24 protein-coding genes are annotated in these 23,379 nt (G+C 60.1%); 11 read left to right on the top strand and 13 right to left on the bottom strand.

Going from position 1 to position 23,379, the window contains the following annotated elements; genetic code table 11:
• Positions 1 to 106: 106 nt before the first annotated feature.
• From HMPREF2912_RS11580 to HMPREF2912_RS11555, 6 genes are all read right to left on the bottom strand, one after another.
• Positions 107 to 688, bottom strand: a complete 582-nt coding sequence (locus HMPREF2912_RS11580; RefSeq protein ID WP_070684271.1) for an NADPH-dependent FMN reductase — start codon at positions 686 to 688, stop codon at positions 107 to 109.
• A 39-nt stretch (positions 689 to 727) separates the two neighbouring features.
• Positions 728 to 1,000: a hypothetical protein gene (locus HMPREF2912_RS11575; RefSeq protein ID WP_034655492.1), complete on the bottom strand. Its 273-nt coding sequence runs from the start codon at positions 998 to 1,000 to the stop codon at positions 728 to 730.
• Positions 984 to 2,009 (bottom strand): class 1b ribonucleoside-diphosphate reductase subunit beta, encoded by a 1,026-nt coding sequence (gene nrdF, locus HMPREF2912_RS11570; RefSeq protein WP_023020918.1) that lies wholly within the window; start codon positions 2,007 to 2,009, stop codon positions 984 to 986. Before nrdF ends, HMPREF2912_RS11575 begins: the two co-directional genes overlap by 17 nt.
• Before the next feature lie 51 nt (positions 2,010 to 2,060).
• Positions 2,061 to 4,256 carry a class 1b ribonucleoside-diphosphate reductase subunit alpha gene (gene nrdE / locus HMPREF2912_RS11565; protein ID WP_070684269.1) on the bottom strand — a complete coding sequence of 732 codons (2,196 nt, stop codon included), beginning with the start codon at positions 4,254 to 4,256 and terminating at the stop codon, positions 2,061 to 2,063.
• Positions 4,257 to 4,306: 50 nt separating this feature from the next.
• On the bottom strand, positions 4,307 to 4,774 hold the full coding sequence (gene nrdI / locus HMPREF2912_RS11560) for a class Ib ribonucleoside-diphosphate reductase assembly flavoprotein NrdI (protein WP_005324049.1): 468 nt from the start codon (positions 4,772 to 4,774) through the stop codon (positions 4,307 to 4,309).
• A 115-nt stretch (positions 4,775 to 4,889) separates the two neighbouring features.
• Positions 4,890 to 5,570 carry a metal-dependent transcriptional regulator gene (locus HMPREF2912_RS11555; protein ID WP_070684267.1) on the bottom strand — a complete coding sequence of 227 codons (681 nt, stop codon included), beginning with the start codon at positions 5,568 to 5,570 and terminating at the stop codon, positions 4,890 to 4,892.
• 138 nt (positions 5,571 to 5,708) lie between these two features.
• On the opposite strand from HMPREF2912_RS11555, the gene HMPREF2912_RS11550 reads away from it, so the two are divergent.
• Together HMPREF2912_RS11550 and HMPREF2912_RS11545 are read left to right on the top strand one after the other, a co-directional pair.
• The gene (locus HMPREF2912_RS11550) at positions 5,709 to 6,308 is read left to right on the top strand and encodes an ATP-dependent Clp protease proteolytic subunit (protein WP_010190917.1); all 600 of its coding nucleotides are present in this window, start codon (positions 5,709 to 5,711) and stop codon (positions 6,306 to 6,308) included.
• A 21-nt stretch (positions 6,309 to 6,329) separates the two neighbouring features.
• A complete protein-coding gene (locus HMPREF2912_RS11545) occupies positions 6,330 to 6,953 on the top strand; it encodes an ATP-dependent Clp protease proteolytic subunit (RefSeq protein ID WP_070447792.1) in 624 nt (207 codons plus the stop codon).
• Between the two features lie 53 nt (positions 6,954 to 7,006).
• Here HMPREF2912_RS11545 and fabG read toward each other — a convergent pair whose 3' ends face one another.
• A complete protein-coding gene (gene fabG, locus HMPREF2912_RS11540; RefSeq protein WP_070684265.1) occupies positions 7,007 to 7,777 on the bottom strand; it encodes a 3-oxoacyl-ACP reductase FabG in 771 nt (256 codons plus the stop codon).
• A gap of 41 nt (positions 7,778 to 7,818) precedes the next feature.
• The gene (locus HMPREF2912_RS11535; RefSeq protein WP_070684263.1) at positions 7,819 to 9,123 is read right to left on the bottom strand and encodes an MFS transporter; all 1,305 of its coding nucleotides are present in this window, start codon (positions 9,121 to 9,123) and stop codon (positions 7,819 to 7,821) included.
• A 198-nt stretch (positions 9,124 to 9,321) separates the two neighbouring features.
• Here HMPREF2912_RS11535 and clpX point away from each other — a divergent pair, with 198 nt between their 5' ends.
• On the top strand, positions 9,322 to 10,617 hold the full coding sequence (gene clpX, locus HMPREF2912_RS11530) for an ATP-dependent Clp protease ATP-binding subunit ClpX (protein ID WP_070624520.1): 1,296 nt from the start codon (positions 9,322 to 9,324) through the stop codon (positions 10,615 to 10,617).
• Positions 10,618 to 10,858: 241 nt separating this feature from the next.
• Here the strand turns inward: clpX and HMPREF2912_RS11525 are convergent, their stop codons facing one another.
• Positions 10,859 to 11,602 carry a TetR/AcrR family transcriptional regulator gene (locus HMPREF2912_RS11525; RefSeq protein WP_070684261.1) on the bottom strand — a complete coding sequence of 248 codons (744 nt, stop codon included), beginning with the start codon at positions 11,600 to 11,602 and terminating at the stop codon, positions 10,859 to 10,861.
• Between the two features lie 175 nt (positions 11,603 to 11,777).
• On the opposite strand from HMPREF2912_RS11525, the gene HMPREF2912_RS11520 reads away from it, so the two are divergent.
• Entirely contained in the window at positions 11,778 to 12,740 is a 963-nt protein-coding gene (locus HMPREF2912_RS11520; protein WP_070530427.1) for a malate dehydrogenase, read from the top strand.
• On the opposite strand, the gene panC is transcribed toward HMPREF2912_RS11520, so the two are convergent.
• Both panC and panB read right to left on the bottom strand, forming a co-directional pair.
• Complete coding sequence (panC, locus tag HMPREF2912_RS11515; RefSeq protein ID WP_070684259.1) at positions 12,737 to 13,558, bottom strand: pantoate--beta-alanine ligase; 822 nt, start codon at positions 13,556 to 13,558, stop codon at positions 12,737 to 12,739. The two genes, HMPREF2912_RS11520 and panC, sit on opposite strands and share 4 nt — an antisense overlap.
• Before the next feature lie 11 nt (positions 13,559 to 13,569).
• A complete protein-coding gene (gene panB / locus HMPREF2912_RS11510; RefSeq protein WP_070564636.1) occupies positions 13,570 to 14,391 on the bottom strand; it encodes a 3-methyl-2-oxobutanoate hydroxymethyltransferase in 822 nt (273 codons plus the stop codon).
• 57 nt (positions 14,392 to 14,448) lie between these two features.
• Here panB and HMPREF2912_RS11505 point away from each other — a divergent pair, with 57 nt between their 5' ends.
• The 6 genes from HMPREF2912_RS11505 to ndk are packed head-to-tail and all read left to right on the top strand — an operon-like array spanning position 14,449 to position 20,840.
• Entirely contained in the window at positions 14,449 to 17,187 is a 2,739-nt protein-coding gene (locus tag HMPREF2912_RS11505) for a valine--tRNA ligase (RefSeq protein ID WP_070684256.1), read from the top strand.
• Positions 17,187 to 18,716, top strand: coding sequence for a bifunctional tetrahydrofolate synthase/dihydrofolate synthase (locus tag HMPREF2912_RS11500; RefSeq protein ID WP_070624518.1), 1,530 nt, complete (start codon positions 17,187 to 17,189; stop codon positions 18,714 to 18,716). The genes HMPREF2912_RS11505 and HMPREF2912_RS11500 overlap by 1 nt, the downstream gene beginning before the upstream one ends.
• Entirely contained in the window at positions 18,713 to 19,159 is a 447-nt protein-coding gene (locus HMPREF2912_RS11495) for a DUF4233 domain-containing protein (protein ID WP_070519477.1), read from the top strand. Before HMPREF2912_RS11500 ends, HMPREF2912_RS11495 begins: the two co-directional genes overlap by 4 nt.
• A gap of 48 nt (positions 19,160 to 19,207) precedes the next feature.
• Positions 19,208 to 20,053: an alpha/beta hydrolase gene (locus HMPREF2912_RS11490; protein ID WP_070624526.1), complete on the top strand. Its 846-nt coding sequence runs from the start codon at positions 19,208 to 19,210 to the stop codon at positions 20,051 to 20,053.
• Between the two features lie 5 nt (positions 20,054 to 20,058).
• Positions 20,059 to 20,370 carry a hypothetical protein gene (locus HMPREF2912_RS11485; RefSeq protein ID WP_070519479.1) on the top strand — a complete coding sequence of 104 codons (312 nt, stop codon included), beginning with the start codon at positions 20,059 to 20,061 and terminating at the stop codon, positions 20,368 to 20,370.
• A gap of 59 nt (positions 20,371 to 20,429) precedes the next feature.
• A complete protein-coding gene (gene ndk, locus HMPREF2912_RS11480) occupies positions 20,430 to 20,840 on the top strand; it encodes a nucleoside-diphosphate kinase (protein WP_070519481.1) in 411 nt (136 codons plus the stop codon).
• A gap of 110 nt (positions 20,841 to 20,950) precedes the next feature.
• Here the strand turns inward: ndk and HMPREF2912_RS12770 are convergent, their stop codons facing one another.
• A complete protein-coding gene (locus tag HMPREF2912_RS12770) occupies positions 20,951 to 21,301 on the bottom strand; it encodes an ArsR/SmtB family transcription factor (RefSeq protein WP_083299213.1) in 351 nt (116 codons plus the stop codon).
• 114 nt (positions 21,302 to 21,415) lie between these two features.
• On the opposite strand from HMPREF2912_RS12770, the gene arsB reads away from it, so the two are divergent.
• Positions 21,416 to 22,480 (top strand): ACR3 family arsenite efflux transporter, encoded by a 1,065-nt coding sequence (arsB, locus tag HMPREF2912_RS11475; protein WP_070520131.1) that lies wholly within the window; start codon positions 21,416 to 21,418, stop codon positions 22,478 to 22,480.
• Here arsB and HMPREF2912_RS11470 read toward each other — a convergent pair.
• Positions 22,477 to 23,280 carry a hypothetical protein gene (locus HMPREF2912_RS11470; protein WP_209167744.1) on the bottom strand — a complete coding sequence of 268 codons (804 nt, stop codon included), beginning with the start codon at positions 23,278 to 23,280 and terminating at the stop codon, positions 22,477 to 22,479. The two genes, arsB and HMPREF2912_RS11470, sit on opposite strands and share 4 nt — an antisense overlap.
• Between the last annotated feature and the right edge of the window lie 99 nt (positions 23,281 to 23,379).

Here is a 23,379-nt window from a genome sequence, read left to right as displayed (position 1 = left end):
TAACTCAAGGATGAGCCTGAATCCGGGGTTTGTGTCATTGTGAACGCCCTCTAGGAGTCTTTGAGTACTTCGTAGAGGGCGTGATGGGTGTTGGCTGGGGATACCGCTAGCCGTTCGTGGCTCTAAAGGCCTTGTCGGTTAGCTGCAGGAAGCGCATAACGTAATCCTTGACAAAGTCTGCGGTGCGTTCATTGAGATGTCCGGACTCTTCGAAAAGGGTGGGGGATTGACCCAGAAATACTTCGGGCTGACCCGGAAGCGGCATATCGAAGTAGGACAGGGCGAGGCGAAGGTTCTTCTGTGAACTGTAGCCGCCCATACGGCCTACAGAGTGGCTAATGATACCTGCGGGAAGGTTCTTCCACGCCACATCTGAGTTGGGTTTAGAGCCGATGTCCACTGCGTTTTTGAGGCAGGCGGGGATAGTGCGGTTGTTCTCTGGCGTAATGAAGAGGATCCCGCTCGAGTTCTTGATGGACTCGCGAAAAGTGGTGTACTCAGCCGGAGTGGGCTTGTCCGTGACGGCGGGGTCATCGTAGTCGAAGTCATAGAGCGGCAAGTCACGGATTTCCACGATGTTTGCCTCGTAGTCTTCAGGGATCATCGTGAGCACTTCGTGTGCAATCTTGCGTGCAAATGACTCTCGGCGCAGGCTGCCGACGATAACGCTGATACGTGGGGTGGTCATGGTAAACCTTCTTTCTTAGTTGGGTGTAGGGAGACGTGGTCAAGGGAGAAAAGGCTTGCAGCCAAAGGCCGGTGGTGGGCCGGCAGCGTGGGCGGCGGTGAGGAAGCCATCTACTTTGTCTCCTTCTTCATGGCGGAAGTACAGTTCGATGAGCCCTAGAAGACCCCCGAGGACGGCCTCTCGTGCGGCGGATGTATTCAACAGCCGCATGGCTGCGGGTTGGTTTCCTTCGCGGATGGCTTCAAACAGCGCAATGGTCTCAAGCCAGCTTCCTTGGTCCGGTCGCGGAAAAGGTTTAGAAATCCCAGTCATCATCACTCGTTTCTTCAGCAGTACCAATGACATAGGAGGAACCAGATCCGGAGAAGAAGTCATGGTTCTCATCTGCTCCGGGGGCTAGGGCCGCGAGGATTTCTGGGTTCACTTCCGTTTCTTCGGGCGGGAAATAGTCCGGGTAGCCCAAATTCATGAGTGCCTTATTGGCGTTATAGCGAACGAACACGGCTACATCATCCATGAGTCCCAAAGGCTCATATAGCTCGCCGGAATAGTCCAGCTCTAGTGCATAAAGCTCTTCGAGCAAAGAAATGGTGAAATCATGCATTTCCTTCTGCCGTAGCGGGGTCGTGGATTCCAAACCGCGCTGATACTTGTAGCCCGAGTAGTAGCCGTGCACTGCCTTGTCACGCAGAATGAGGCGAATCATGTCTGCCGTATTTGTCAGGGTGGCGTGGACAGAAAAGTGCAAGGGAAGATAGAAACCCGCGTAGAGAAGCAATGAGGAAAGCAGCGTCGATGACACCTTGCGTTTGAGTGGATCCGGCCCAAAATAGTGCGCGAGCACTTTCTTGGCGCGTGCCTGGAGAAGGTCGTTATTCACCGCCCAGCGGTATGCTTCATCAATTTCCTTTGTACTGCTCAGGGTAGAAAACACTGAAGAGTATGAACGGGCATGGACTGACTGCATGAAGGCGATGTTGGTATACACGGCCTCCTCGTGTTCGGTGCGGGCATCTTGAATCTGACAGATTTCTCCCACAGTGGCCTGGACAGTATCCAGGGTGGTGAGTCCCGTGAACACCCGCATGGTGAGGTTGCGTTCCTCGGGCGTCATCTTCTGCCACGCCGGGAGATCATTAGAAAGCGGGACCTTCTCTGGCAACCAAAAATTGGCGGTGAGACGGTTCCACACTTCAAGATCCTTGTCATCGCTCACCCGGTTCCAATTGATGGCGCGGATGCGGGCTGAAGGATCATGCCGGTAGCTCGGCGGGGTAACTGAAATGCTGGTTAGTTCAGCACTGTTCGATGTTGAAGACATAGCTTCCTTCTTTCTGAGTGAATGGTTGTAGACAAGGGGAGGACCGTGCTCCTACAAAGCACAGGAGACGCAGCCTTCGACCTCGGTTCCTTGGAGCGCGGATTGGCGTAAACGGATGTAGTAGAGGGTCTTGATTCCGGCTTTCCAGGCATAGATTTGTGCCTTGTTGATGTCTCGCGTGGTCGTATCAGCGGTAAAGAACAAGGTCAGGGAAAGTCCTTGGTCCACGTGTTGGGTGGCCATGGCGTAGGTGTCGATGATTTTTTCGTATCCCACGGCGTAGGAGTCATCGAAATACTCCAGGTTGTCGTTGGTCATTTCCGGTGCGGGGTAGTACACGCGCCCCAAGCGGCCTTCCTTGCGTATTTCAATCTTGGAGGCAATCGGGTGGATGGACGCGGTGGAGTCATTGATGTAGGAAATTGATCCAGTGGGTGGAACTGCCTGCAAGTAGGCGTTGTAGATGCCATCTTGCATCACTTGATTCTTGAGCCGTAGCCAATCCTCGCGTTGGGGGATCTGTACGCCTGCTTCGTGGAAGAGCTGTTTTACGTGTTCAGTGGCTGGCGCCCAGTCTTGGTCGATGTATTTGTCAAAGTAGGCGCCAGTGGCATAGGTGGATTCTTCGAAGCCTGTGAATCGTTGACCTTTTTCAACCGCGAGTGCATGGGATGCGCGGAGCGCATGGTAGGTCACCGTGAGGAAATAAATATTTGTAAAGTCCAGTGCCTCGGCGCAGCCATAAGGAATACGCTGTGAAGCAAGGAAGCCGTGGAGATTCATTTGGCCCAGACCAATGGCATGCATGGAAGCATTACCGTGAGCGATGGAAGGAACAGCTTCGATGTTCGTCAGGTCTGAGACCTTCGTGAGAGCGCGCACCGCGGTTTCAACAGTTTCCCCAAAGTCCGGTGATTCAAAAGCTTTAGCGATGTTGAGCGACCCTAGATTGCAGGAAATGTCCTGGCCAACGGTGGTGTAGTTACCTGAGGCGCCGTAGGTGGATGGCGTATTGACCTGGAGGATCTCACTACACAGATTGGACATATTGATATGTCCTTTGAGGGGATTAGCGCGGTTGACCGTATCCTCAAAGAGTATGTAGGGGTATCCAGATTCAAACTGAAGCTCAGCCAGCGTGGTGAAAAACTCGCGGGCTTTAATGGTCGTGTGAGAAATTCGCGGATTGGCAACCAACTCGTCGTAGTACTCGGTGATGGACATGTCAGACATGGCTACGCCGTACTCGCGAGCGATGTCATACGGGCTAAAAAGATGCATATCCTTGTTCTCTTTGGCCAGCCGGAAGGTTATATCTGGAATAACAACCCCCAGCGAAAGAGTCTTGATGCGGACTTTCTCATCGGCATTTTCCCGCTTGGTATCCAGGAAGCGAAGAATATCTGGATGGTGCGCATGCAGGTAGACGGCTCCAGCGCCCTGCCGGGCGCCCAATTGGTTGGCATAGCTGAAGCTATCTTCGAGAATTTTCATGACTGGGACTACTCCGGAAGCCTGGTTCTCAATCTTTTTGATCGGGGCTCCGGATTCGCGCAGATTGCTCAGCAACAAGGCCACTCCACCACCGCGCTTTGATAGTTGCAGTGCAGAGTTCACGCTGCGGCCAATGCTCTCCAGATTGTCTTCGATTCGCAGGAGGAAGCAGGAGACCATTTCGCCGCGCTGGGCTTTGCCTGCGTTGAGAAAAGTAGGGGTGGCGGGCTGGAAGCGTCCGGTCATGATGTCATCCACCAGCTTTTCTGCGAGCTCTTCGTCGCCCTGTGCAAGGTATAAAGCTGTGGTGGCGACACGTTCTTCGTAGCCTTCTAGGAATCGGGAGCCATCAAAGGTTTTCAGTGCATATGAAGTAAAGAACTTAAATGCGCCGAGGAAGGTGCGGAATTGGTGCTTAGCTTGATGTGCTCTGTCGTACATGGCGCACAGAAAGGCGTCATCATAAAGCTCAAGGAAATCCCGCTCGTAGTACTCGTTATCAACCAACCATTCCAAGCGTTGCTTGGTGGAATCGAACTGATGCATGCGGGGAGCGACATGGTGCGTGACATAGTCTTGTGCTGCCTGAATGTCCTTGTCAAACTGGATTTTTCCAGAAGCGTCGAACAAGTTCAGCTGCGCGTTGAGTGCGTGGTAGCTTTTGCGCTTGCCGACACCGCCGGCATTGTCTGCTGAAGCAGTGCGGGGCGTAGCGCCAATAGTCTGTGTGGGGGTGGCATCAAGAGGCCACATTGTGTTGTCCAATCTGTGTGATGCGGATGTGTTCTTCATCTTGTGGGGGATTAATGGGGTGTCATCGTTAGCTGCTTTTGCTGCTCCCAAAACTTTTGAAGGCCCTGCTTTACGGCGGCAATGTCCTTCTGTGTGCCGAGAAGCTCGAAGTGATACAGCTCCGGTACGTGGCACTTGGCGGAAATGATGCGTCCGGCGACGCAGTAAGCACTTCCGAAGTTGGTATTCCCTGAGGTAATAACGCCCCGGATAAAGGAGCGGTTGATTGGGTCATTGAGGAAGTCGATGACCTGTTTGGGGACTGCGCGTTTGAGCGAGCCTCCGCCGTAGGTGGGAACGATGAGTACGTACGGGTGTGAAACCTGGATCATCCCGGTTTTCTTGGGGCGCAGTGGAATGCGCACCGCGGGTCTATCTAAGCGTTCAACGAATCTTTTTGTGTTTTCTGAAACGCTGGAAAAGTACACCAAATCTGGTGAGTCTGACATGGCAATCCTGCTCATCCTGGCCTTAGCCATAAGTGGGATAGGTGATATTCGAAAAGACTAACTACGCAATGCCGTAGTTGCAACTACGGCCTAACGTAGTTTTGAAAAGGGCAGGTGAGGGCAGGATTAAAACAAAGGGGAAGGTCTAAAGGCTGTGGTGTGCTACAAACACTGCGTCGGTAGCTGGGCGTCCAAGTACTACCCACTGAGTGCTGCCGGCCACTTGTATTTCGAGAGAGTCTGAAAAGGGCGCTCCCTCGCGCGTGCTAAGAACAGCCCCAGTGACAATGCCGCGCTCTTCAAGGAACTTCAGCAGTTGTGGGTCGGAATCAGAAATGCGTTCCACGGTCACTTGCGGTTGTGCACCGCTGTCGGTGAGACGGTGCGCACTGGGGATTGTGATCTGTCCATCAACCGTAGGGATAGGATCGCCGTGCGGATCCCTAGTGGGGTAATTAAGGAACTTATCTACACGTTCTATGAGCATGTCGGACACCGCGTGTTCGAGATTTTCGGCTTCATTATGGACTTCGTCCCACGTGTAGTCCAATGCTTGAACCAAAAAAGACTCAAGCAATCGGTGGCGGCGCACCATGACCAATGCGTACTGCCTGCCAAGTTCGGTTAACTCCACAGAGCCATAGGGCGTGTGTGACACGAGTCCTTGCTTCGACATTTTGCGCACTGCATCGGAAACCGAGGAGAGCTTGAGTCCCAGCTGTGCCGCAATAAGTGTGGCGGTAACGGGCTCGGATGACCATTCCTTTAGCCCCCAGATAGCTTTCAAATAGTTCTGGGTACTGGTGGACAGCTCGGAAACAGACATGAGTAAATGTTAACCCAGCTTCCGTATGCGCCTTTGGCGCTGCGCCCCAACGCTCATAGCGAACAGAGGCCAAGTTTGAGAGGAATGCCGGTAAGGTGGGGCCAGTTAAAGCATTCTTCACTTGAAGGAGAACCACTAATGTCTGAGAAGATTTCAATGAACTCGTCGTCTACGGGTATGAATCTGAGCGATAGCGTCTATGAGCGCCTACTTCGTGAGCGCATCATCTTCCTGGGCACCCAGGTGGATGATGAGATTGCCAACAAGCTGTGTGCCCAGATCCTCCTGCTGTCCGCAGAGGACCCCACGCGCGACATTTCGCTCTACATCAACTCCCCGGGTGGCTCCGTCACCGCGGGCATGGCTATCTACGACACGATGAAGTACTCGCCGTGCGATGTGGCCACATACGGCATGGGCCTGGCTGCCTCGATGGGCCAGTTCCTCCTCTCTGGTGGCACCAAGGGCAAGCGCTACGCCCTGCCGCACGCACGCATCATGATGCACCAGCCTTCCGCTGGCGTGGGCGGTACCGCCGCAGACATCGCCATCCAGGCCGAGCAGTTCGCGCAGACCAAGCGTGAGATGGCTGAGCTGATTGCTGAGCACACTGGCCAGACCTTCGAGCAAATCACCAAGGATTCGGACCGCGACCGCTGGTTCACCGCCCAGCAGGCCAAGGAATACGGCATCGTCGACCACGTCATTGAGTCCGTTAACGGTCCTATCACCAACTAGGGAACAAGGAGCTTTATCACCATGTCTAACCTTCAGATGCCTTCTTCCCGCTACGTTCTGCCGGAGTTCATTGAGCAGAACGCACAGGGATCCAAGACCACCAACCCGTATTCCAAGCTCTTCGAAGAGCGCATCATCTTCCTGGGCACCCAGGTCGATGACACCTCCGCCAACGACATCATGGCGCAGCTGCTGGTCCTGGAGTCCCAGGATCCGGACCGCGACATCACGATGTATATCAACTCCCCGGGTGGCTCCTTCACCGCGCTGATGGCCATCTACGACACCATGCGCTATGTGCGTCCGGACGTGCAGACCGTCTGCCTGGGCCAGGCTGCTTCCGCTGCGGCTGTTCTGCTGGCCGCCGGTGCCCCGGGCAAGCGCGCCGCTCTGCCGAACTCTCGCGTGCTGATTCACCAGCCGCGTACGCAGGGCACGCAGGGCCAGGTCTCTGACCTTGAGATCGAGGCCAACGAGATCGAGCGCATGCGCCGCCTCATGGAGGAGACCTTGGCCGAGCACACCGGCCGCACCGCAGAGCAGGTGCGCATCGATACCGACCGCGACAAGATCCTTACCGCGCAGGAAGCCGTCGAATACGGTCTCATCGATACCGTCTTTGATTACCGCAAGCTCAACGCTTAACTGAGCAGAATTAAAGCCCCGCTATCCGAAAGGAAGCGGGGCTTTAGTCGCGCTTAGGCCTCGTAGGGCGGCAGGATGGCTTCGGGGGACTCGGGAAGGATCTGGCCGCCGTCAATGATGAGGGTCTGTCCCGTGATGTAGCCTGCCTCGCGGGAAGCGAGGAAGGCCGCCGCGTTGCCGATATCGCGCGGGGAACCTAAGCGGTGCATGGGGACGGAGCGCGCCATCTGGTCGAGGTACTCCTGGCCCTGGCCTTCAAGGCCTTCGGTGAGGATATTGCCTGGCAGCACTCCATTGATGGTGATGCCATCGCGCGCCACCTCCAGTGCCGCAGAACGCATGAAGCCCTGCTGCGCGGCCTTCGAAGCGCCGTAGTGCGCCCAGCCTGGGTAACCGGTGTGCGAGCCGGTGATAGACGTCGTGATGACGATGCGCCCGTAGCCCGCCTTCTTCATGTAAGGCAGCGCTTCCTGCACCACGGTGAACGTACCGTGCGTGTTGATGGCGAACATGGCGTCCCACTGCTCGTCGCTCATGTCCTCGAGCGGGCAGTTAGGGAAGACGCCGGCGTTGGAACAGACAATGTCGATGCGGCCATAGCGCTTGACGACGTCCCCATAAAGGGTGCGGACGGAGTCGCGCGAGGTGACGTCGACAAGCAGGGCGTCCGCGCCGAGTTCTTCGGCGGTTTTGTGTGCGGCCTCCTCGTTGAGGTCAGCGATGACGACGGTTGCGCCGGCCTCGCGCAGGGCGCTGACGATACCGCGGCCGATGCCGGCGGCACCTCCTGTGACGATGGCAACCTGGTCCTGAAGATCGAACATGTGAAGCTCCTTTGCGGTTGAGGGTGGCTCTGAGCCCCAGCCTAGGCCGCTACCGGTTGTGGCGTGCTGTGCTTCGTGGTCGCCGTGTAGGCGCGCACGCCGATGAGGGAGAGCGCGGCCAGCACCGCGGTAACACCAGCGAGGGGGTAGAGGCCCGTCGGGGTCCAGCCTGTTTCGAGGAGGTAGCCGGCCAGGATGGGCGCGAGGGTGGCGCCGACGCGAGCAATGCCGATGGCGGCGCCCGTGCCCGTGGTGCGCAGTGCGGAAGGATAGGCCTCCGGGGTGACGGTATAGAGGCCGGAAATACAGGCGTTGAGGCTAAGGCCTACGCCGACACCGAGGGCGAACATGAGGGTGGGCACGGCGGTGGAGTTGATGAAGCCGACGAGGACGACGGAGGAGACAAGACAGAAGGCGATGAGCAGCGGGCGGGCGTCGATGCGCGTGGTGAATAGGCCGAAGAGGATGGCGCCGATAGCCCCGCCGAAGGAGAGCATGATGCCGCCGATGATGCCTTGTTGAGCAGTCAGGCCCTCGGCGGTAAGTAGCTTCGGGGTCCACTGTGAGGTGAAGTTGTAGGCAAACATGATGAAGCTGAATGCCAGCCAGAGCTTGATGGAGGTGCGCAGGAACTGTGGGGAGATGAGGTCCTTGTAGGACGCCTTGTGGGTGGTGCGGGGGCGGACGCTGACCTCGCTCTTGAGGCCGAGCTTGGCGGTGATGGTGCGCACGGCGTCCATGCGGCCGCGGGCGGCGAGGAAGTCGGCGGACTCGGGGACGACAGCAACCGTGAGGATAAGGGCCACGACGGTGAGCGTTGCGCCGACCCAGAAGATGGGTTGCCAGCTATCGAAGGTTGATGCGATAACACCGCAGAAGGATGCACCAAGGCCGTAGCCGGAGGCATAAATGGCGACGGCCAGTCCGCGGAAGCGCAGGTTGGAATACTCGCTGACGAGGACGGTGACGCAGACGAGGACGCCGCCGACGCCAATGCCGGTGATGAGGCGGAAGAAGAGGAGAAGGCTAAACGTTGGCGCGAGGGCGGTGAGAACGAGGCCGACGAGGTCGATGATGAGTGAGACGGTAATCAGTGTGGTGCGCCCGAGGCGGTCAGCTAGCGGGGCAAGGAAGAAGGAACCGAGGCCGATACCGATAAGCGCGGCGGAGAGGAGCCAGCCTAGGGAGGAATTGGACAAGGCGAACTCTTCGCTGACAGGTCCGGCGCCGAAGGCCATGGCCACCATGTCGTAGCCGTCGAGAGCGTTGAGGAAGAGGGCGATGGCGATGATGAGCCACTGGCGCGCGCCCATGGGGGAGCGGTCGATGAGTTCGCGGATGTCCATGAAAGTCTTTCTGCTGATGGAGAGGTTTCGATGTAAGTTAGTGAACCGCTCTGTCTATGTCCATTAACTGCCGTTTTAAATTCAGTGGCGCGCCGCCGCGCGAGGAATAGCGCTCGGGTCTGGGTGGTTTACTAGAGTGGAATGGACTGCGGTAAAATCGCTCCACCCAACCCCAGAGAAAAGAGTTGAAAGGCCTTCATGGCACGTATGCAAGAAAGCGCTGACCTGCTCAAGTGTTCCTTCTGTGGAAAGAGCCAGAAGCAGGTGAAGAAGCTTATCGCCGGCGGCGGCGTCTACATCTGTGACGAGTGCATCGAGCTCTGCAACGAAATCATCGAAGAGGAGCTCGGCGCGGCTCAGGCTGAGGCGGACGAAGAGAAGGAAATGCGCCTTCCGCGTCCTTCGGAGATTTCGGCTTTTCTGGATAAGTATGTCATCGGCCAAGACCAGGCCAAGCGTGTGTTGTCGGTGGCTGTGTACAACCACTACAAGCGCATCAAGGCTGAGGAAGCCGCCGGCCTGGAGGGCCGTCGGAAGAAGACTCAGGATGAAGAGGTGGAGATTGCCAAATCCAACATCCTGATGCTGGGCCCGACGGGCTCCGGCAAGACCTACCTGGCGCAGACCCTGGCGCGTTTGCTCGACGTCCCCTTTGCCATCGCGGATGCCACGAGCCTGACCGAGGCCGGTTACGTGGGCGAGGATGTTGAGAACATCCTGCTCAAGCTGCTGCAGGCTGCGGACTTTGATGTGGAGCGCGCGCAGCACGGCATCATTTACGTCGATGAGGTGGACAAGATCTCCCGCAAGTCGGAGAACCCCTCGATTACCCGCGATGTGTCCGGTGAGGGCGTGCAGCAAGCGCTGTTGAAGATCCTCGAGGGAACCGTGGCGGCCATCCCGCCACAGGGCGGGCGCAAGCACCCGAATCAGGAGTTCATCCAGCTGGATACGACGAACATCCTCTTCATCGTGGCCGGTGCTTTCGCGGGCTTGGACAAGGTGATTTCGGAGCGCGTGGGCAAGAAGGGCGTGGGATTCGGCGCCAAGCTGGAGAGCAAGGACGAGAAGGAGTCCGTCGACTTCTTCTCCCAGGTGCGCCCAGAGGACCTGGTGAAGTTCGGCCTCATCCCGGAATTCATCGGCCGCCTTCCGGTGGTTGCCACGGTGGACAACCTGGACCGCGAATCGCTGGTTAAGGTATTGGTGGAACCGAAGAACTCCCTGGTCAAGCAGTACCAGCGCCTGTTCAGTATGGATGGTGCGGAGCTGCACTTCGAGGATGCGGCGCTGGAGGCAATTGCCGAGCTAGCACTCGAGCGCAAGACCGGTGCCCGCGGCCTGCGCGCCATCATGGAGGAGCTGCTCGTTCCCATCATGTATGACCTTCCGGACCGCGAGGACATTGCCAGCGTCCACATCACGCAGGACTGCGTGACTGACGGCGGCGAGCCGGAGTTCGTGTACTCGGATGAGGCGAAGGAATCCGCCTAAACGGCATCTTATAAAAGGCATCTTCACGGCTGAAGATGCCTCTTGCGCTGTCTAAAAGGCGTTTTCAGGCCTAAAAACGCCGTCTGTCAGATGCCATCTTCGTGCTGGGGGGCAAAGGAACCAGATGAGTGGGACCATTTAGCTATGGCGCGAGATCGTGACCTGGGATTATGCACGGGCCGGCGGGTAAATGGTTCCTTTACTGTGGTTTTATTGCTCGCCCGGTGCTGGGAAGAGGGTTCTACTCGTAGAGGTCCCGGGACACGTCGCCTTCGTCCTCGGTGGAGTAGACGTCCAAGGGCGCGGATTCGGCTTCCAGCTCGGTCTCGTTCTGCTTGAGGTAGGACTCAAAGCCAATGTCGGGGATGTTCGCCGTGAGGAAGGCCAGCACGGCATCGACGGCCATGCGGTGCAGACCCTCGGTGTTGTTGTGGGTGTGCATATCGATGTCGAGCAGATTGCTCATCATCGCGTGATTTGTCACCCGGTACATCGTCAGCGCCGAAATCAGAGTGAAGATATCGTTCGCAGAAATGCCCGGGCGGAAGGCGCCGGAATCTTGGCCCAGCATAAGCAGCCTGTCGAGGTGGAGGGAGATCGCTGAAACGTCGACAAGCGCGTGCGAGGACTCCAGCACACTGTGAGAGGACTCCATCGTCAGCATCCGGATGGCCTCCGGGTTGTCCACGTGCTGGCGGAACATCCAGTCCACCAAAGTGCGCACGCCCTCTACCGGGACCGCGGAATTGATTTCCAAGCTGCCCTCCGGAGGGTTGAGCCGCTGGGCAGCTGCAGCCAATGCCTGCTGGTAGAGGCCCTTTTTATCCCCGAAGTAGTAATGGATCATGCGCTTGGACATTCCAGACAGCTTCGACACGGTTTCGAGCTTGGTATCGGCGTAACCGTGCTCAGAAAACTGCGTTATCGCAACATCGATCACGTGCTCAACAGAGCCGGAGTCGACCGTTGCAGCCTCAGTGCTCATGGAAAGTCCCGTCTAGTCGATGAATATGCGTACAGTTGTCCACTATGCCGAAAAAAGACGGCTATGGAGTTCAAGTGCAAAGAACTCGCATCTTTCGGGGGTAAAATCACACCCCATGGGGGCGAAAAACGGGACTAGGGTGGGGAAGTGAGTACCCAGCCGAAAGGATTCACACATGACTGCTTCTCAACCCGTCAAGATCACCGTGACCGGCGCTGCCGGCAACATCGCGTACTCCCTGCTGTGGCGCATCGCTGCTGGCGATGTCTATGGCAAGGACACCCCAGTTGAACTCGCATTGCTGGAAATCCCGGACGCCGTTGGTGCCGCTGAGGGCGTGGCCATGGAACTTAATGACTCCGCCTTCCCGCTCCTTCGCGGCATTACCGTCACCGATGATCCGGAGGTGGCTTTCAAGGACACCAAGGCTGCTTTCCTCGTGGGCTCCCGCCCGCGCACCAAGGGTATGGAGCGCGCTGACTTGCTGGAGGCTAACGGCGCTATCTTCACCGTGCAGGGCAAGGCGCTGAACGCCGTCGCCGCACGCGACGTTCGCGTCCTCGTCGTGGGCAACCCGGCCAATACCAACGCCTACATCGCCGCGAACAGCGCTCCGGACCTGGACCCGAGCCAGTTCAGCGCGCTCATGCGTCTGGACCACAACCGCACGCTGAGCCAGGTGTCCCTCAAGACGGGCGTGCCCACCGCGGAGCTGACCAAGGTTGCCGTTTGGGGCAACCACTCCGCCTCCCAGTTCCCGGACCTGACCTACTCCAACGCTGAGGTAGATGAGACCTGGTACAAGGAGGAGATGATTCCGAAGGTGGCCAAGCGTGGCGCTGAGATCATCGCTGTGCGTGGCCGCTCCTCGGCAGCCTCTGCAGCATCCGCCGCAGTGGATCACATGCACGATTGGATCCATGGCACCGAGGATTGGCGCACCGCCGCCATCGTTTCGGATGGCTCCTATGGCGTGGACGAGGGCCTCGTCGCAGGTTTCCCCACCGTCTCCCGCGACGGCAAGTGGGAAATCGTCCAAGGCCTGGAGCTTAGTGACTTCCAGAAGGAGCGCATCGAGGCCTCCGTGCAGGAGCTGCGTGAGGAGCGTGAGGCCGTAGCCCACCTGCTGAAGGGCTAAGCCTCCAGCACCAAGTTATCGATGAGCCGCACCGGCCCCACTTGCGCTGCAACCAGCGCCAAGGCGGGCCGGTGTTGTGCATCTACGGGCTCGAGGGTGGCCGGGTCCACCACGGTGAGGTAATCCACCGTCACACCGGGGGAGGCTGCGAGCTGGGATTCGGCTTCTTCGAGCGAGGCGCCATCCTGCAGCGCGAAGAGCGCCTGGGATAGGGCGACCGCCTGCTCGCGCTCGCGGGGGCTAAGCCGCGCATTGCGGCTGGACTCGGCCACGCCGTCCGTTGCGCGCACGATGGGCACGCTGATGATGTCCAGCGGCACATCGAGGTCCGCCACCAGGCGGCGGATGATGGCTACTTGCTGCGCATCCTTTTGCCCAAAATAAGCGCGGTCTGGTGCGACAAGGTGAAACAGCTTGCTCACCACGGTGGCCACGCCGTCGAAGTGGCCGGGGCGCGAGGCGCCTTCCAAGACCGAGCCCATCTCACCCGTGCGCACCCACACCCGCGGGGTACCATCCGGGTACATTTCCTCCACGCTGGGGGCGAAGACCGCATCGACTCCCAATGAGTCCAGCAGCGCGGCATCCGCGTCGAGGGTGCGCGGGTAGGCGCGGTAGTCTTCGCAATCGCCCAGGTCCGTGAACTGGAGGGGATTGACAAAGACCGAGCTCACCACGGTGTCGTTGTCTTCGCGGGCGCGGCGGATGAGGGACGCGTGGCCGTCGTGAAGCGCGCCCATCGTTGGCACCAAGCCCACGGTGCCGGAGGCTGCGGCGCGGAAGGCACGGAGTTCAGATTTAGTTTTCAGGATCTGCATGGCTTAAAACCCTAGTCCTCGAAGGATTCCTCGGCGTTGGGGAAGGAGCGCTCGCCCACATCCGCTACGTATTCCTTCGCACCTTCCAGTAGCGCACCGCGCAGGTCTGCGTAGCGGCGCACGAAGCGCGGCGCCTTGGGTCCGCCCAGGCCGAAGGCATCGGTCCACACCAGAATCTGACCGTCGGTCTGCGCACCGGCGCCGATGCCGATGGTGGGGATGGGCAGCTCCCTGGTCACCTGCTCAGCAAGGGCCGCCGGGACCATCTCCAGCACCACGGCGAAGGCGCCGGCCTCGGCGAGGGCGCGGGCGTCGTCGTGAAGCTTCTCCGCACCGGCACCCCGGCCTTGGACCACGAAGCCGCCCAAGGCGTGGACTTGCTGGGGCGTGAAGCCGATGTGGGCGCAGACCGGGATGCCGGCGGCGACAAGCGCGGCAACAATGGGAGCGCGCTCCGCACCGCCCTCCAGCTTCACGGCCTGCGCGCCGGTTTCCTTCATGACGCGCACCGCGGTCTCGAGCGCCTGGGAGGGGCCGTCCTCATAGGAGCCGAAGGGAAGGTCCACCACCACGAAGGCACGGGAGGTCGATGCAACCACCGCGCGGGCCAGCGGAATCATCTCATCCAGGGTGAGCGAGAGCGTGGTTTCGCGGCCCAGCACCACATTGGCCAGTGAATCGCCGACGAGCAGGAGATCTACCCCGGCTTCATCGAAGATCTCGGCGGTCATGCAGTCATAGCTCGTCAGGCACGCGAATGCCTGAGAGTTGTCTTTGGCTTGGGCGAAGTAACGGGTGCGGAGGCGGGCGCGGTGGCCAGGGTTGTGAGACATGCCCTTACTCTAGACACGGCGCTGGTGCCAGTTGACGCACAGGGTAGAGTTGGCCAGGTGACTGATCAGAATAAAGAGCAACTCGTTGGCACCAACCGCGCGGACCAGCTTCCCAAGTCCTGGGAGCCGCAGGCAGTAGAGAAAGACCTCTACGAAGGCTGGGTAAGCGCCGGTTACTTCACCCCGGATGCTTCCTCGGAGGCGGAGCCTTATTCCATCGTGCTGCCGCCGCCGAACGTCACCGGCCAGCTGCACATGGGCCACGCCTTGGACCACACTCTGATCGACTCCATCATTCGCCGCAAGCGCATGCAGGGTTATGCCACCCTGTGGCTGCCGGGCGCTGACCACGCAGGCATCGCCACCCAGACCAAGGTGGAGGCCCGCCTGCGTGAGCAGGAGGGCAAGAAGCGCTGGGACTATGAGCGCGAGGAATTTATCAACAAGGTCTGTGAGTGGAAGGAAGAATTCGGCGGCACCATCCAGAACCAGATGCGCGCCATCGGTGACTCGGTGGACTGGTCCCGCGAGCGCTTCACCCTGGATGATGGCCTCTCCCGCGCCGTGCAAACCATCTTCAAGACCCTCTACGACGAGGGCATGATCTACCAGGCTAACCGTCTGGTCAACTGGTCCCCGGTGCTGGAGACCGCGGTGTCCGATATCGAGGTCGTGTACAAGGACGTCGAGGGCGAGCTCGTGTCCATTCGTTATGGTTCGCTGAACGACGACGAACCGCACCTCATCGTTGCCACCACCCGTGTGGAGACGATGCTGGGTGACGTCGCCATCGCTGTCCACCCCGACGATGAGCGCTACGCCCACCTGGTGGGCAAGGAACTGCCGCACCCCTTCCGCGATGATTTGAGCCTGAAGATCATCGCCGATGATTATGTGGACATGGAATTCGGTACCGGTGCCGTGAAGATCACCCCGGCGCACGATCCGAATGACTACGCCATGGGCCTGCGCCACGACCTGGACATGCCCACCATCATGGACACCACCGGCCACATCGCGAACACCGGCACGAAGTTCGATGGCCTGACCCGCGAAGAAGCCCGCGTGGAGATCCGCGAGGCGCTGCGCGAGCAGGGCCGCATTGTCAAGGAGATTCGCCCCTACGTCCACTCCGTGGGTCACTCGGAGCGCTCCGGCGAGCCCATCGAGCCGCGCCTGAGCCTGCAGTGGTTCGTGGCCGTGGAGAAGATGGCGAAGATGTCCGGTGATGCCGTCCGCGAGGGCGATACCACCATCCACCCGAAGTCCCTGGAGCCGCGCTACTTCGAGTGGGTCGATGACATGCACGATTGGTGCATCTCCCGCCAGCTGTGGTGGGGCCACCGCATCCCGATCTGGTACGGCCCGGAGGGCGAGGACGGCCAGCGCGACATTATCTGCGTCGGCCCCGACGAGGAAGCCCCAGAAGGCTACGTCCAGGACCCGGACGTTCTGGATACCTGGTTCTCCTCTGCGCTGTGGCCTTTCTCCACGATGGGCTGGCCGGAAAAGACCGCCGATCTGGAGAAGTTCTTCCCCACGAACGTGTTGGTCACCGCCTATGACATCCTCTTCTTCTGGGTCGCCCGCATGATGATGTTCGGCACCTTCGCCGGCGCCCACACCCCGGAGCTGCTCGGTGAGGGCAAGGACGGCCGCCCGCAGGTTCCGTTCACGGATATCTACCTGCACGGCCTGGTGCGCGATGAGCAGGGCCGCAAGATGTCGAAGTCCTTGGGCAACGGCATCGACCCGATGGATTGGGTGCGCGACTATGGCGCGGACGCACTGCGCTTCACCCTGGCCCGCGGCGCGAACCCGGGCGTGGACCTGCCGCTGGCTGTCGATGCCGCCGCTGCCGGCCGCAACTTTGCGACCAAGCTCTTCAACGCCACCAAGTTCGCGCTCATGAACGGCGCGGGCGTGGCTGAGCTGCCGGCACGCGACGCGCTGACCGACGCCGACCGCTGGATCCTCGACCGCTCCGAAGAGGTCCGCGCCAAGGTGGACGCCTACCTGGATGATTACCAGTTTGCCAAGGCTAACGAGCTGCTCTACCACTTCGTGTGGGATGAGCTGTGTGACTGGTACCTGGAGATTGCCAAGACCCAGATCCCGCGCGACTTCGATGCGGCGAGCGCCGAGGAGCAGGCCACCGGACGCACGACCCAGATCGTCCTGGGCCGCGTGCTCGACCTGGTTCTGCGCCTGCTGCACCCGACCATGCCGTTCGTCACCGAGGTCCTGTGGAAGGCCCTGACCGGCGGGGAGACCATCGTCACCGCGCAGTGGCCGACTCAGGAGCACACCAACGGCGGCGCCGAGAAGGACGAGGTCGCCGCCCGCCGCATTCAGGACGCAGACAAGCTCATCACCGAGCTGCGCCGCTTCCGCTCCGACCAGGGTGTCAAGCCTTCGCAGAAGGTCCCGGGCCGCCTCGATTTCGCCGCGGCCGACCTGCAGGAGCAGGAAGGGCTCATCCGCAACCTGGCCAACACCACCGAGCCGGGTGAGGACTTCACCGCGTCCGCCTCCATCGAGGTGCGCTTGTCCCAGGCCACCGTCGAGGTCACCTTGGACACTTCCGGTGCCGTCGACGTCGCCGCAGAGCGCAAGCGCCTGGAGAAGGATTTGGCCAAGGCCCAAAAGGAGCTGGACCAGACCGGCAAGAAGCTGGGCAACGAGGCCTTCCTGTCCAAGGCGCCGGAGGCAGTCGTGGAGAAGATCCGCGTGCGCCAGCAGGTGGCCCAGGAAGAAGTCGAGCGCATCACCGCACGTCTGGAGGGGCTCAAGTAGTGGCGGAGGAGAAAGACCGCGAGGAATTTGAGGTCGTCGATGCCCTCGCGGAGGGCACCGATGGCGGGCCGGTCGAAATCACCGACTCCGGCCTAACGCTCAACCTCGGCGGTGAGGATGACTACGAGGAGGTAGCGCCCGAGCAGGCCACGCCGGAGGAGCTCGCGGAGCTGGCTCAGGTGACCGCGGAGCTCAACGCGCGTGCCCCGGAGACTATCATTGAGCCCAGCCTCGAGCGCATCGAGATGCTCATGGATCTCTTGGGCAACCCGGAGCGTTCCTTCCACGTCATCCAGGTTGCAGGCACCAACGGCAAGTCCTCGACCGCGCGCATGATCGATTCGCTGCTGCGCGCCTTCCACCGCCGAGTAGGCCTCGTCACCAGCCCGCACCTGCAGTTGGTGACCGAGCGCATCGGCATCGACAGCCACCCCATCCACCCGCGCGACTTCGTGCGCATTTGGCGCGAAATCAAGCCCTATGTGGAAATGGTGGATTCCCGCTCCGACATCCCCATGTCCACCTTCGAGGTGCTCGTGGGTATTTCCTACGCGGCCTTCGCCGATGCGCCTATCGACGTCGCCGTGGTTGAGGTCGGCCTCGGCGGCACGTGGGATGCCACGAACGTGGTCAACGCGGAGGTAGCCGTGGTCATGCCGGTGGGTCTCGACCACACGGATTACCTCGGTGACACCATCACCGAGATCGCCGGTGAAAAGGCCGGCATCATCAAAGCCCGCGAGCACGACGCCGATGATGTGCTCACGCCGGGGGAGAACATCGCCATCATCGCCGAGCAGGAGCCGGAGGCCATGCGCGTGCTGCTGCAGCGCACCGTCGACGTCGGCGCCGGCGTAGCGCGCGCGGGCTCCGAGTTCGCCGCGCTGGAATCCCGCATTGCCGTCGGCGGCCAGCAGCTCACCATCCAAGGTCTCGGCGGCCTCTATGAGGACATCTTCCTGCCGCTGCACGGCGAGCACCAAGCCAAGAACGCGGCCGTCGCTTTGGCGGCGGTGGAGGCTTTCTTCGGGGCGTCGTCAGGCAATCAGCTCGACATCGCCTCCGTGCGCACCGGCTTTGCCAAGGCCATTTCCCCCGGACGCCTGGAGCGCGTGCGCACCAGCCCCACGACCTTCTTGGACGCCTGCCACAACCCGCACGGCGCTAAGGCCCTAGCCGCAGCGCTCGACCGCGACTTCGACTTCGCCCGCCTCATCGGCGTGGTGTCCATCTTCGCCGACAAGGACGCCGCCGGCATCCTCACGGCCCTGGAATCCGTTCTCACGGAAGTCGTCATCACGCAGAACACCTCGCCGCGCGCCCGCGATGCCTACGAGCTAGCGGAGCTCGCCCGCGACATCTTCGGTGAGGAGCGCGTGTATGTCGAACCCGAGCTGCCCAGCGCCTATACCCAAGCCGTGGAATTGGCGGAGGAGGCCGATGTGCAGTCCGGTTCCGGCATCGTGATTACTGGCTCGGTGGTCACGGCAGGTGACGCCCGCGCACTCTTTGGAAAGGAGCCCGCATGAGCCCCCGCAAACCCGTCCCCGAGGAGGAGATCGGCCCGCTCGGACTAGGCCAAGCGCCGGCCAAGGATCCCCTCAAGCAATTCGGTGGCATGGTGGTGGCCAGTTCCCTCACGCTGGAACTCATCACCTTGGTTTTGGCGCTGCCGATGCTGTACAAGCTGTATGACGGCACCCTGTGGACCCCGTTCAACTATGGCGTGGTCATCGGATTTATGGTGCTGTTGTTAGCGTCCTTCCCGTTCATGAACAAGTCCTGGGTCGTCGGGGTATTGATCGTGTTCCACGTCATCGGCATTGTTCTTGGTTTCATGGTCCACTGGTCCGTGGCCACGATCTTCATCATCTTCGCCCTTCTCTGGGCTCTGGCGGCGTATATGCGCTCGGTGCTCGTTGCCCGCATGGACCGCGGCTACCTCACTACGCAGCACCTGACTGAGAAGTAGACCGCCGCGGTGTATATCCGGCCGGAGCTGCGCGCGGGCGCAGCATTCATGTCTTTGTGGGATCCGACCAACCCGCTGATCCGCCGCGCCGGGCGTGTAGTTCCAGCGCTGTGGCCCGCCCCCTATATCCAGGGCGTGCGCACGCGGCGGGTGAGAAACGCCGAAATCCGCGCGACCATCTATAGCCCGGAGAACCCACGCGGCGCCGTGTTGTGGATCCACGGCGGAGGGCTGCTCATGGGCCATCCGCGCCAGGACGTCAAACACCTCAAAGAGACCGCCGCGGAAGTCGGCGTCACCGTCATCGCGCCGCGCTATCGCTATGCCCCGGAAAACCCCTATCCGGCCGCGCTTGACGACGTCCACTCGGCCCACCACTGGCTCCTCACGCACGCGGAGGAGCTGGGAATTAGTCCGGATCGGATTGTCATCGGCGGCCAAAGCGCCGGGGGAGGGCTCGCCGCCGCCTTGTGCCAGCGCCTCTATGATGAAGGCGGAATCCAGCCGGCGGGGCAGTGGCTATTTTGTCCGATGCTGGATGACCGCGCAGCGTCCACCGACCGCAACCCCATCTGGGATGCGGATTCCAACGCGCAGGCCTGGCGCTACTACACCAACGGCAAGCCGGACGCGCCCTATGCCGTGCCCGGCCGCCGCGCGGAACTGTCTGGCCTACCGCCGGCGTGGCTGTATGCGGGCAGCAGCGAGCTCTTCTACGGCGAGATTGTGGATTACGCCGAGCGCCTGAAGTCCGCAGGCGTGCCCACGCAGTGCGAGGTTGTGGATGGCGGCGTCCACGCCTTCGAGTTGTGGGCTCCCCATACCGCGGAGGCGAAGCGCCTGCTCATGAACTCTCGCGTCTGGCTGCAGTCGACGCTGAACGCGCTAGACTAGCCGGCATGCTCTTTCTTCTCTACGGCCTGTCCGCCCTGCTGTGCATCGCTGCTCTCGTGGCCAAGCTGTATTTTGGCGGTTTTGCGCTGCCACTGGCGCTGTTGATTCCGGCCTTCGTCTTCCTCGTCGTCGGCGTGCTCAAACAGCAGCGCGACGAGCGCCCGGTGGAGTTTGCGGATTTGGAAGAATGGCACCGCGAGGAGCTGAAAGGCCTGCTGGAGAGCGGCCAATACGGCACGGCCGTGCGTCAAGTACAGATGTGGTTTCGTGGCACGAGCCATGAGCGCGCGGAGGAAATCGTGCGCCGCCTCACGTAGCGCTTAATAATTGGCCCACTGTCGGGACGCGGGAGCACCTGTTCTGTACTATGTGCCCTATGACTGAACGTACACTCATTCTCATCAAGCCGGACGGCGTGAAGAACGGCCACGTGGGCGAGATCATCTCCCGCATCGAGCGCAAGGGCCTGAAGCTCGTCGCCATGGATCTGCGCGTCGCCGACGAGGAGACCGCAAAGAAGCACTACGCAGAGCACGAGGATAAGCCTTTCTTCGGCGATCTCGTTGACTTCATCACCTCCGCACCGCTGGTTGCGGGCGTTGTCGAAGGTGAATCCGCCATCGCCGCATGGCGTCAGCTCGCCGGTGGCACCCACCCAGTGGAGAAGGCCACCCCGGGCACCATCCGCGGTGACTTCGCTCTGACCGTTGGCGAGAACGTCGTTCACGGTTCCGACTCCCCGGAGTCCGCTGAGCGTGAGATCTCCATCTGGTTCCCGAACCTCTAACTATGATTACTGCGCTGAGCGCGTAACGAAGCCCGAGCAGATGCTCGGGCTTTTTCTATTTCCCGCCCCGCTATTGCACGCTGGCTAACGGGTGCACGCTGGTTCGCGGGTCAATCGAAAGAGAGAAGTGTGCGCAACGCCGTAAAAGCGTCTTTTTCAACGCGATGAGTGACGGTACGGCCTCTTTGCTCTCGGGTGAGGAGGCCAGCTTCCCGCAGACGTGCCAAGTGGTGGGAGACTGTGGGTTGGCTCAGTGCGGTGAGCTCTGTGAGTTTCGTGACGCTCATCGGTCCGCACCCTTCATCACACAGAATGGACAGGAGCCGGAGGCGGGCTGGGTCAGCCAGGACTTTAAATTGCTGGGAAAAGTGCGCCGCCTCGGCGGCGCTCAGAGGGCCCGTGCTGAGGGAACAACACTCAGCCGCGTCAGCGCTGGTCTTGGGAGCGGGGGAGGAAGCCATGTGTTCAGTATATGGGCTATGCTTGCCTTCGTAATCATATTGACGTGCATCAATACGAGCTGTATATTGCACTTTCGTATCCTGCTCTGTTCAACAATGAAGGAAGAGGAAGACATGGCCCTGCCGCAGCGTCCCACGTTGTCTTTTCTTGACCGCTTTCTACCCGTGTGGATCATCTTGGCGATGGCCATTGGACTGCTTTTCGGCCACTTTCTCCCCGGAATTGGTCACGCCTTAGGGGCCGTCAAAATTGGTGGGATTTCCATTCCGATCGCAATTGGCCTCCTCCTCATGATGTATCCGCCTTTGGCGAAGGTCCGCTATGAGAAAACCCGGGAAATTGCTACTGATGGCCGTCTTATGGTGGTGTCGCTCGTCCTCAATTGGCTGGTGGGGCCTGCGCTCATGTTTGCCCTGGCATGGCTCTTTTTGGCTGACCAGCCGGAGCTTCGCACCGGCGTGATCATTGTGGGTCTTGCTCGCTGTATCGCCATGGTGCTCGTGTGGTCGGATCTGTCGTGTGCTGACCGCGAGGCAACGGCGATCCTTGTCGCGCTTAACTCTGTTTTCCAAGTGGCCATGTTTGGCGTGTTGGGATGGTTCTACCTTCGCATCCTCCCAAGCTGGTTGGGACTTGATACCACGAGTGCAGAGTTCTCTTTTTGGGCCATCGTCAAGGCTGTTCTCGTGTTCCTGGGCATTCCGTTCCTTTTGGGTGCGTTGTCCCGCTTCTGGGGCGAAAAGGCGAAGGGAAGAGAGTGGTTTGAGGACCGCTTCCTCCCTGCTGTATCGCCTCTGGCTCTGATCGGATTGCTTTACACCATCGTTCTGCTGTTTTCTCTGCAAGGCGAAAACATCGTGGAGCAGCCAGCAGCGGTAGCACGCGTTGCTGTGCCATTAGTTATCTATTTCGTTGGCATGTTTGTGTTGTCATTGGGCGTAGCTAAGTCCGTAGGGATGAACTATGCGCAATCTGCCAGCGTGGCTTTTACTGCTGCAGGAAACAATTTTGAGCTTGCGATCGCGGTATCCATTGGAACGTTCGGCGCGACTTCTGCCCAGGCCCTAGCCGGAACGATTGGTCCTCTCGTTGAAATCCCCGTTCTCGTGAGCTTGGTCTACCTTATGCTGTGGATCGGGCCGAAGCTCTTTCCGGGCGATGACACCCTTCCACGCTAGCGTGTGTGCGCGGCGTCCATGCTGCGCACACCTGCCTCGGTAAGCGTGATGTTGTAGGTGCGTTTTCCTTTGCCGTATATCAAGCCAGACATCTTCACCACGCCTGCCTTCTCGAGCTCGCGCATTTCCTCCTCGAGCCCCTCCTCGTAGCCGAGTAGCTTGCTCAATGCTGGGATGGAAATCGTGTTACCGGTAACGGCGCCCGCCGCCACCAATCCGCTGAGGGCCTCTGGGTGTTCCTCAACGGCGGCAATGCTTTTCTCTGTGACGCCATCCAAACTGTCCTTTTCTGTGATGGCTTTGATGCGGCGCTTGCCCACGCGGAAAGAGGTGGTGCCGAAGGCGCGGCCACCGATGATGAACGCCGGTATGGCAAAGGCCGTGTGGCCCGCTGCGACGAGGATGGGGTTGAGCGATATATCGCCGAGAATCCCGGTGGACTTAATCCCTTCGGTGATAAGCGGCGAAAAGATGGCGAGCACCGGCAACAAGTAGGCAAGGGTGGGGTAGTCGCCCGCCCGAAACTCTTCCTGCGCGGCTTGTACAAACTTTGGTTTGCTGCGAATGATGCGGAAGGCTCCGTAGAGCATCACCATGATGAGCACCGCGTAGACCGGGACCGCGTAGGGATAGGGGAAGTCAACGACGCGAAGGCCTGAAGCGATGCCCGCGGGTACGGCTACGGTCACGATATTCCGCAGCGCGATCTCGTTGCGGGCGCGCGCCTGCGCCACAGTGCGTGGCGCGTGGACAGGTATTTTCCGCTCTGCAGGTGTGTTTGTGGGCGCGCCGTTGGACATAGCGGCGATACTAACATGTGAGCCTTAATCGAGCTCTGTGCCAGAATAGAAGGCGCTGACAACTTAATAAAGATGATGAGAATTTTTCAAAGACTCACT

Source organism: Corynebacterium sp. HMSC056E09, from assembly GCF_001813425.1.
Taxonomy (GTDB): domain Bacteria; phylum Actinomycetota; class Actinomycetes; order Mycobacteriales; family Mycobacteriaceae; genus Corynebacterium; species Corynebacterium hesseae.
Note: the sequence above shows the minus strand (reverse complement) of the source record. Positions and strands in the feature narration are given on the sequence as shown.

Bases quoted from the DNA above. Each gene is read 5' to 3' on its own strand.
- HMPREF2912_RS11580 (WP_070684271.1), bottom strand. From the start codon at position 688: ATGACCACCCCACGTATCAGCGTTATCGTCGGCAGCCTGCGCCGAGAG.
- HMPREF2912_RS11575 (WP_034655492.1), bottom strand. From the start codon at position 1,000: ATGACTGGGATTTCTAAACCTTTTCCGCGACCGGACCAAGGAAGCTGG.
- nrdF (WP_023020918.1), bottom strand. From the start codon at position 2,009: ATGTCTTCAACATCGAACAGTGCTGAACTAACCAGCATTTCAGTTACC.
- nrdE (WP_070684269.1), bottom strand. From the start codon at position 4,256: ATGTGGCCTCTTGATGCCACCCCCACACAGACTATTGGCGCTACGCCC.
- nrdI (WP_005324049.1), bottom strand. From the start codon at position 4,774: ATGGCTAAGGCCAGGATGAGCAGGATTGCCATGTCAGACTCACCAGAT.
- HMPREF2912_RS11555 (WP_070684267.1), bottom strand. From the start codon at position 5,570: ATGTCTGTTTCCGAGCTGTCCACCAGTACCCAGAACTATTTGAAAGCT.
- HMPREF2912_RS11550 (WP_010190917.1), top strand. From the start codon at position 5,709: ATGTCTGAGAAGATTTCAATGAACTCGTCGTCTACGGGTATGAATCTG.
- HMPREF2912_RS11545 (WP_070447792.1), top strand. From the start codon at position 6,330: ATGTCTAACCTTCAGATGCCTTCTTCCCGCTACGTTCTGCCGGAGTTC.
- fabG (WP_070684265.1), bottom strand. From the start codon at position 7,777: ATGTTCGATCTTCAGGACCAGGTTGCCATCGTCACAGGAGGTGCCGCC.
- HMPREF2912_RS11535 (WP_070684263.1), bottom strand. From the start codon at position 9,123: ATGGACATCCGCGAACTCATCGACCGCTCCCCCATGGGCGCGCGCCAG.
- clpX (WP_070624520.1), top strand. From the start codon at position 9,322: ATGGCACGTATGCAAGAAAGCGCTGACCTGCTCAAGTGTTCCTTCTGT.
- HMPREF2912_RS11525 (WP_070684261.1), bottom strand. From the start codon at position 11,602: ATGAGCACTGAGGCTGCAACGGTCGACTCCGGCTCTGTTGAGCACGTG.
- HMPREF2912_RS11520 (WP_070530427.1), top strand. From the start codon at position 11,778: ATGACTGCTTCTCAACCCGTCAAGATCACCGTGACCGGCGCTGCCGGC.
- panC (WP_070684259.1), bottom strand. From the start codon at position 13,558: ATGCAGATCCTGAAAACTAAATCTGAACTCCGTGCCTTCCGCGCCGCA.
- panB (WP_070564636.1), bottom strand. From the start codon at position 14,391: ATGTCTCACAACCCTGGCCACCGCGCCCGCCTCCGCACCCGTTACTTC.
- HMPREF2912_RS11495 (WP_070519477.1), top strand. From the start codon at position 18,713: ATGAGCCCCCGCAAACCCGTCCCCGAGGAGGAGATCGGCCCGCTCGGA.
- HMPREF2912_RS11490 (WP_070624526.1), top strand. From the start codon at position 19,208: ATGTCTTTGTGGGATCCGACCAACCCGCTGATCCGCCGCGCCGGGCGT.
- HMPREF2912_RS11485 (WP_070519479.1), top strand. From the start codon at position 20,059: ATGCTCTTTCTTCTCTACGGCCTGTCCGCCCTGCTGTGCATCGCTGCT.
- ndk (WP_070519481.1), top strand. From the start codon at position 20,430: ATGACTGAACGTACACTCATTCTCATCAAGCCGGACGGCGTGAAGAAC.
- HMPREF2912_RS12770 (WP_083299213.1), bottom strand. From the start codon at position 21,301: ATGGCTTCCTCCCCCGCTCCCAAGACCAGCGCTGACGCGGCTGAGTGT.
- arsB (WP_070520131.1), top strand. From the start codon at position 21,416: ATGGCCCTGCCGCAGCGTCCCACGTTGTCTTTTCTTGACCGCTTTCTA.
- HMPREF2912_RS11470 (WP_209167744.1), bottom strand. From the start codon at position 23,280: ATGTCCAACGGCGCGCCCACAAACACACCTGCAGAGCGGAAAATACCT.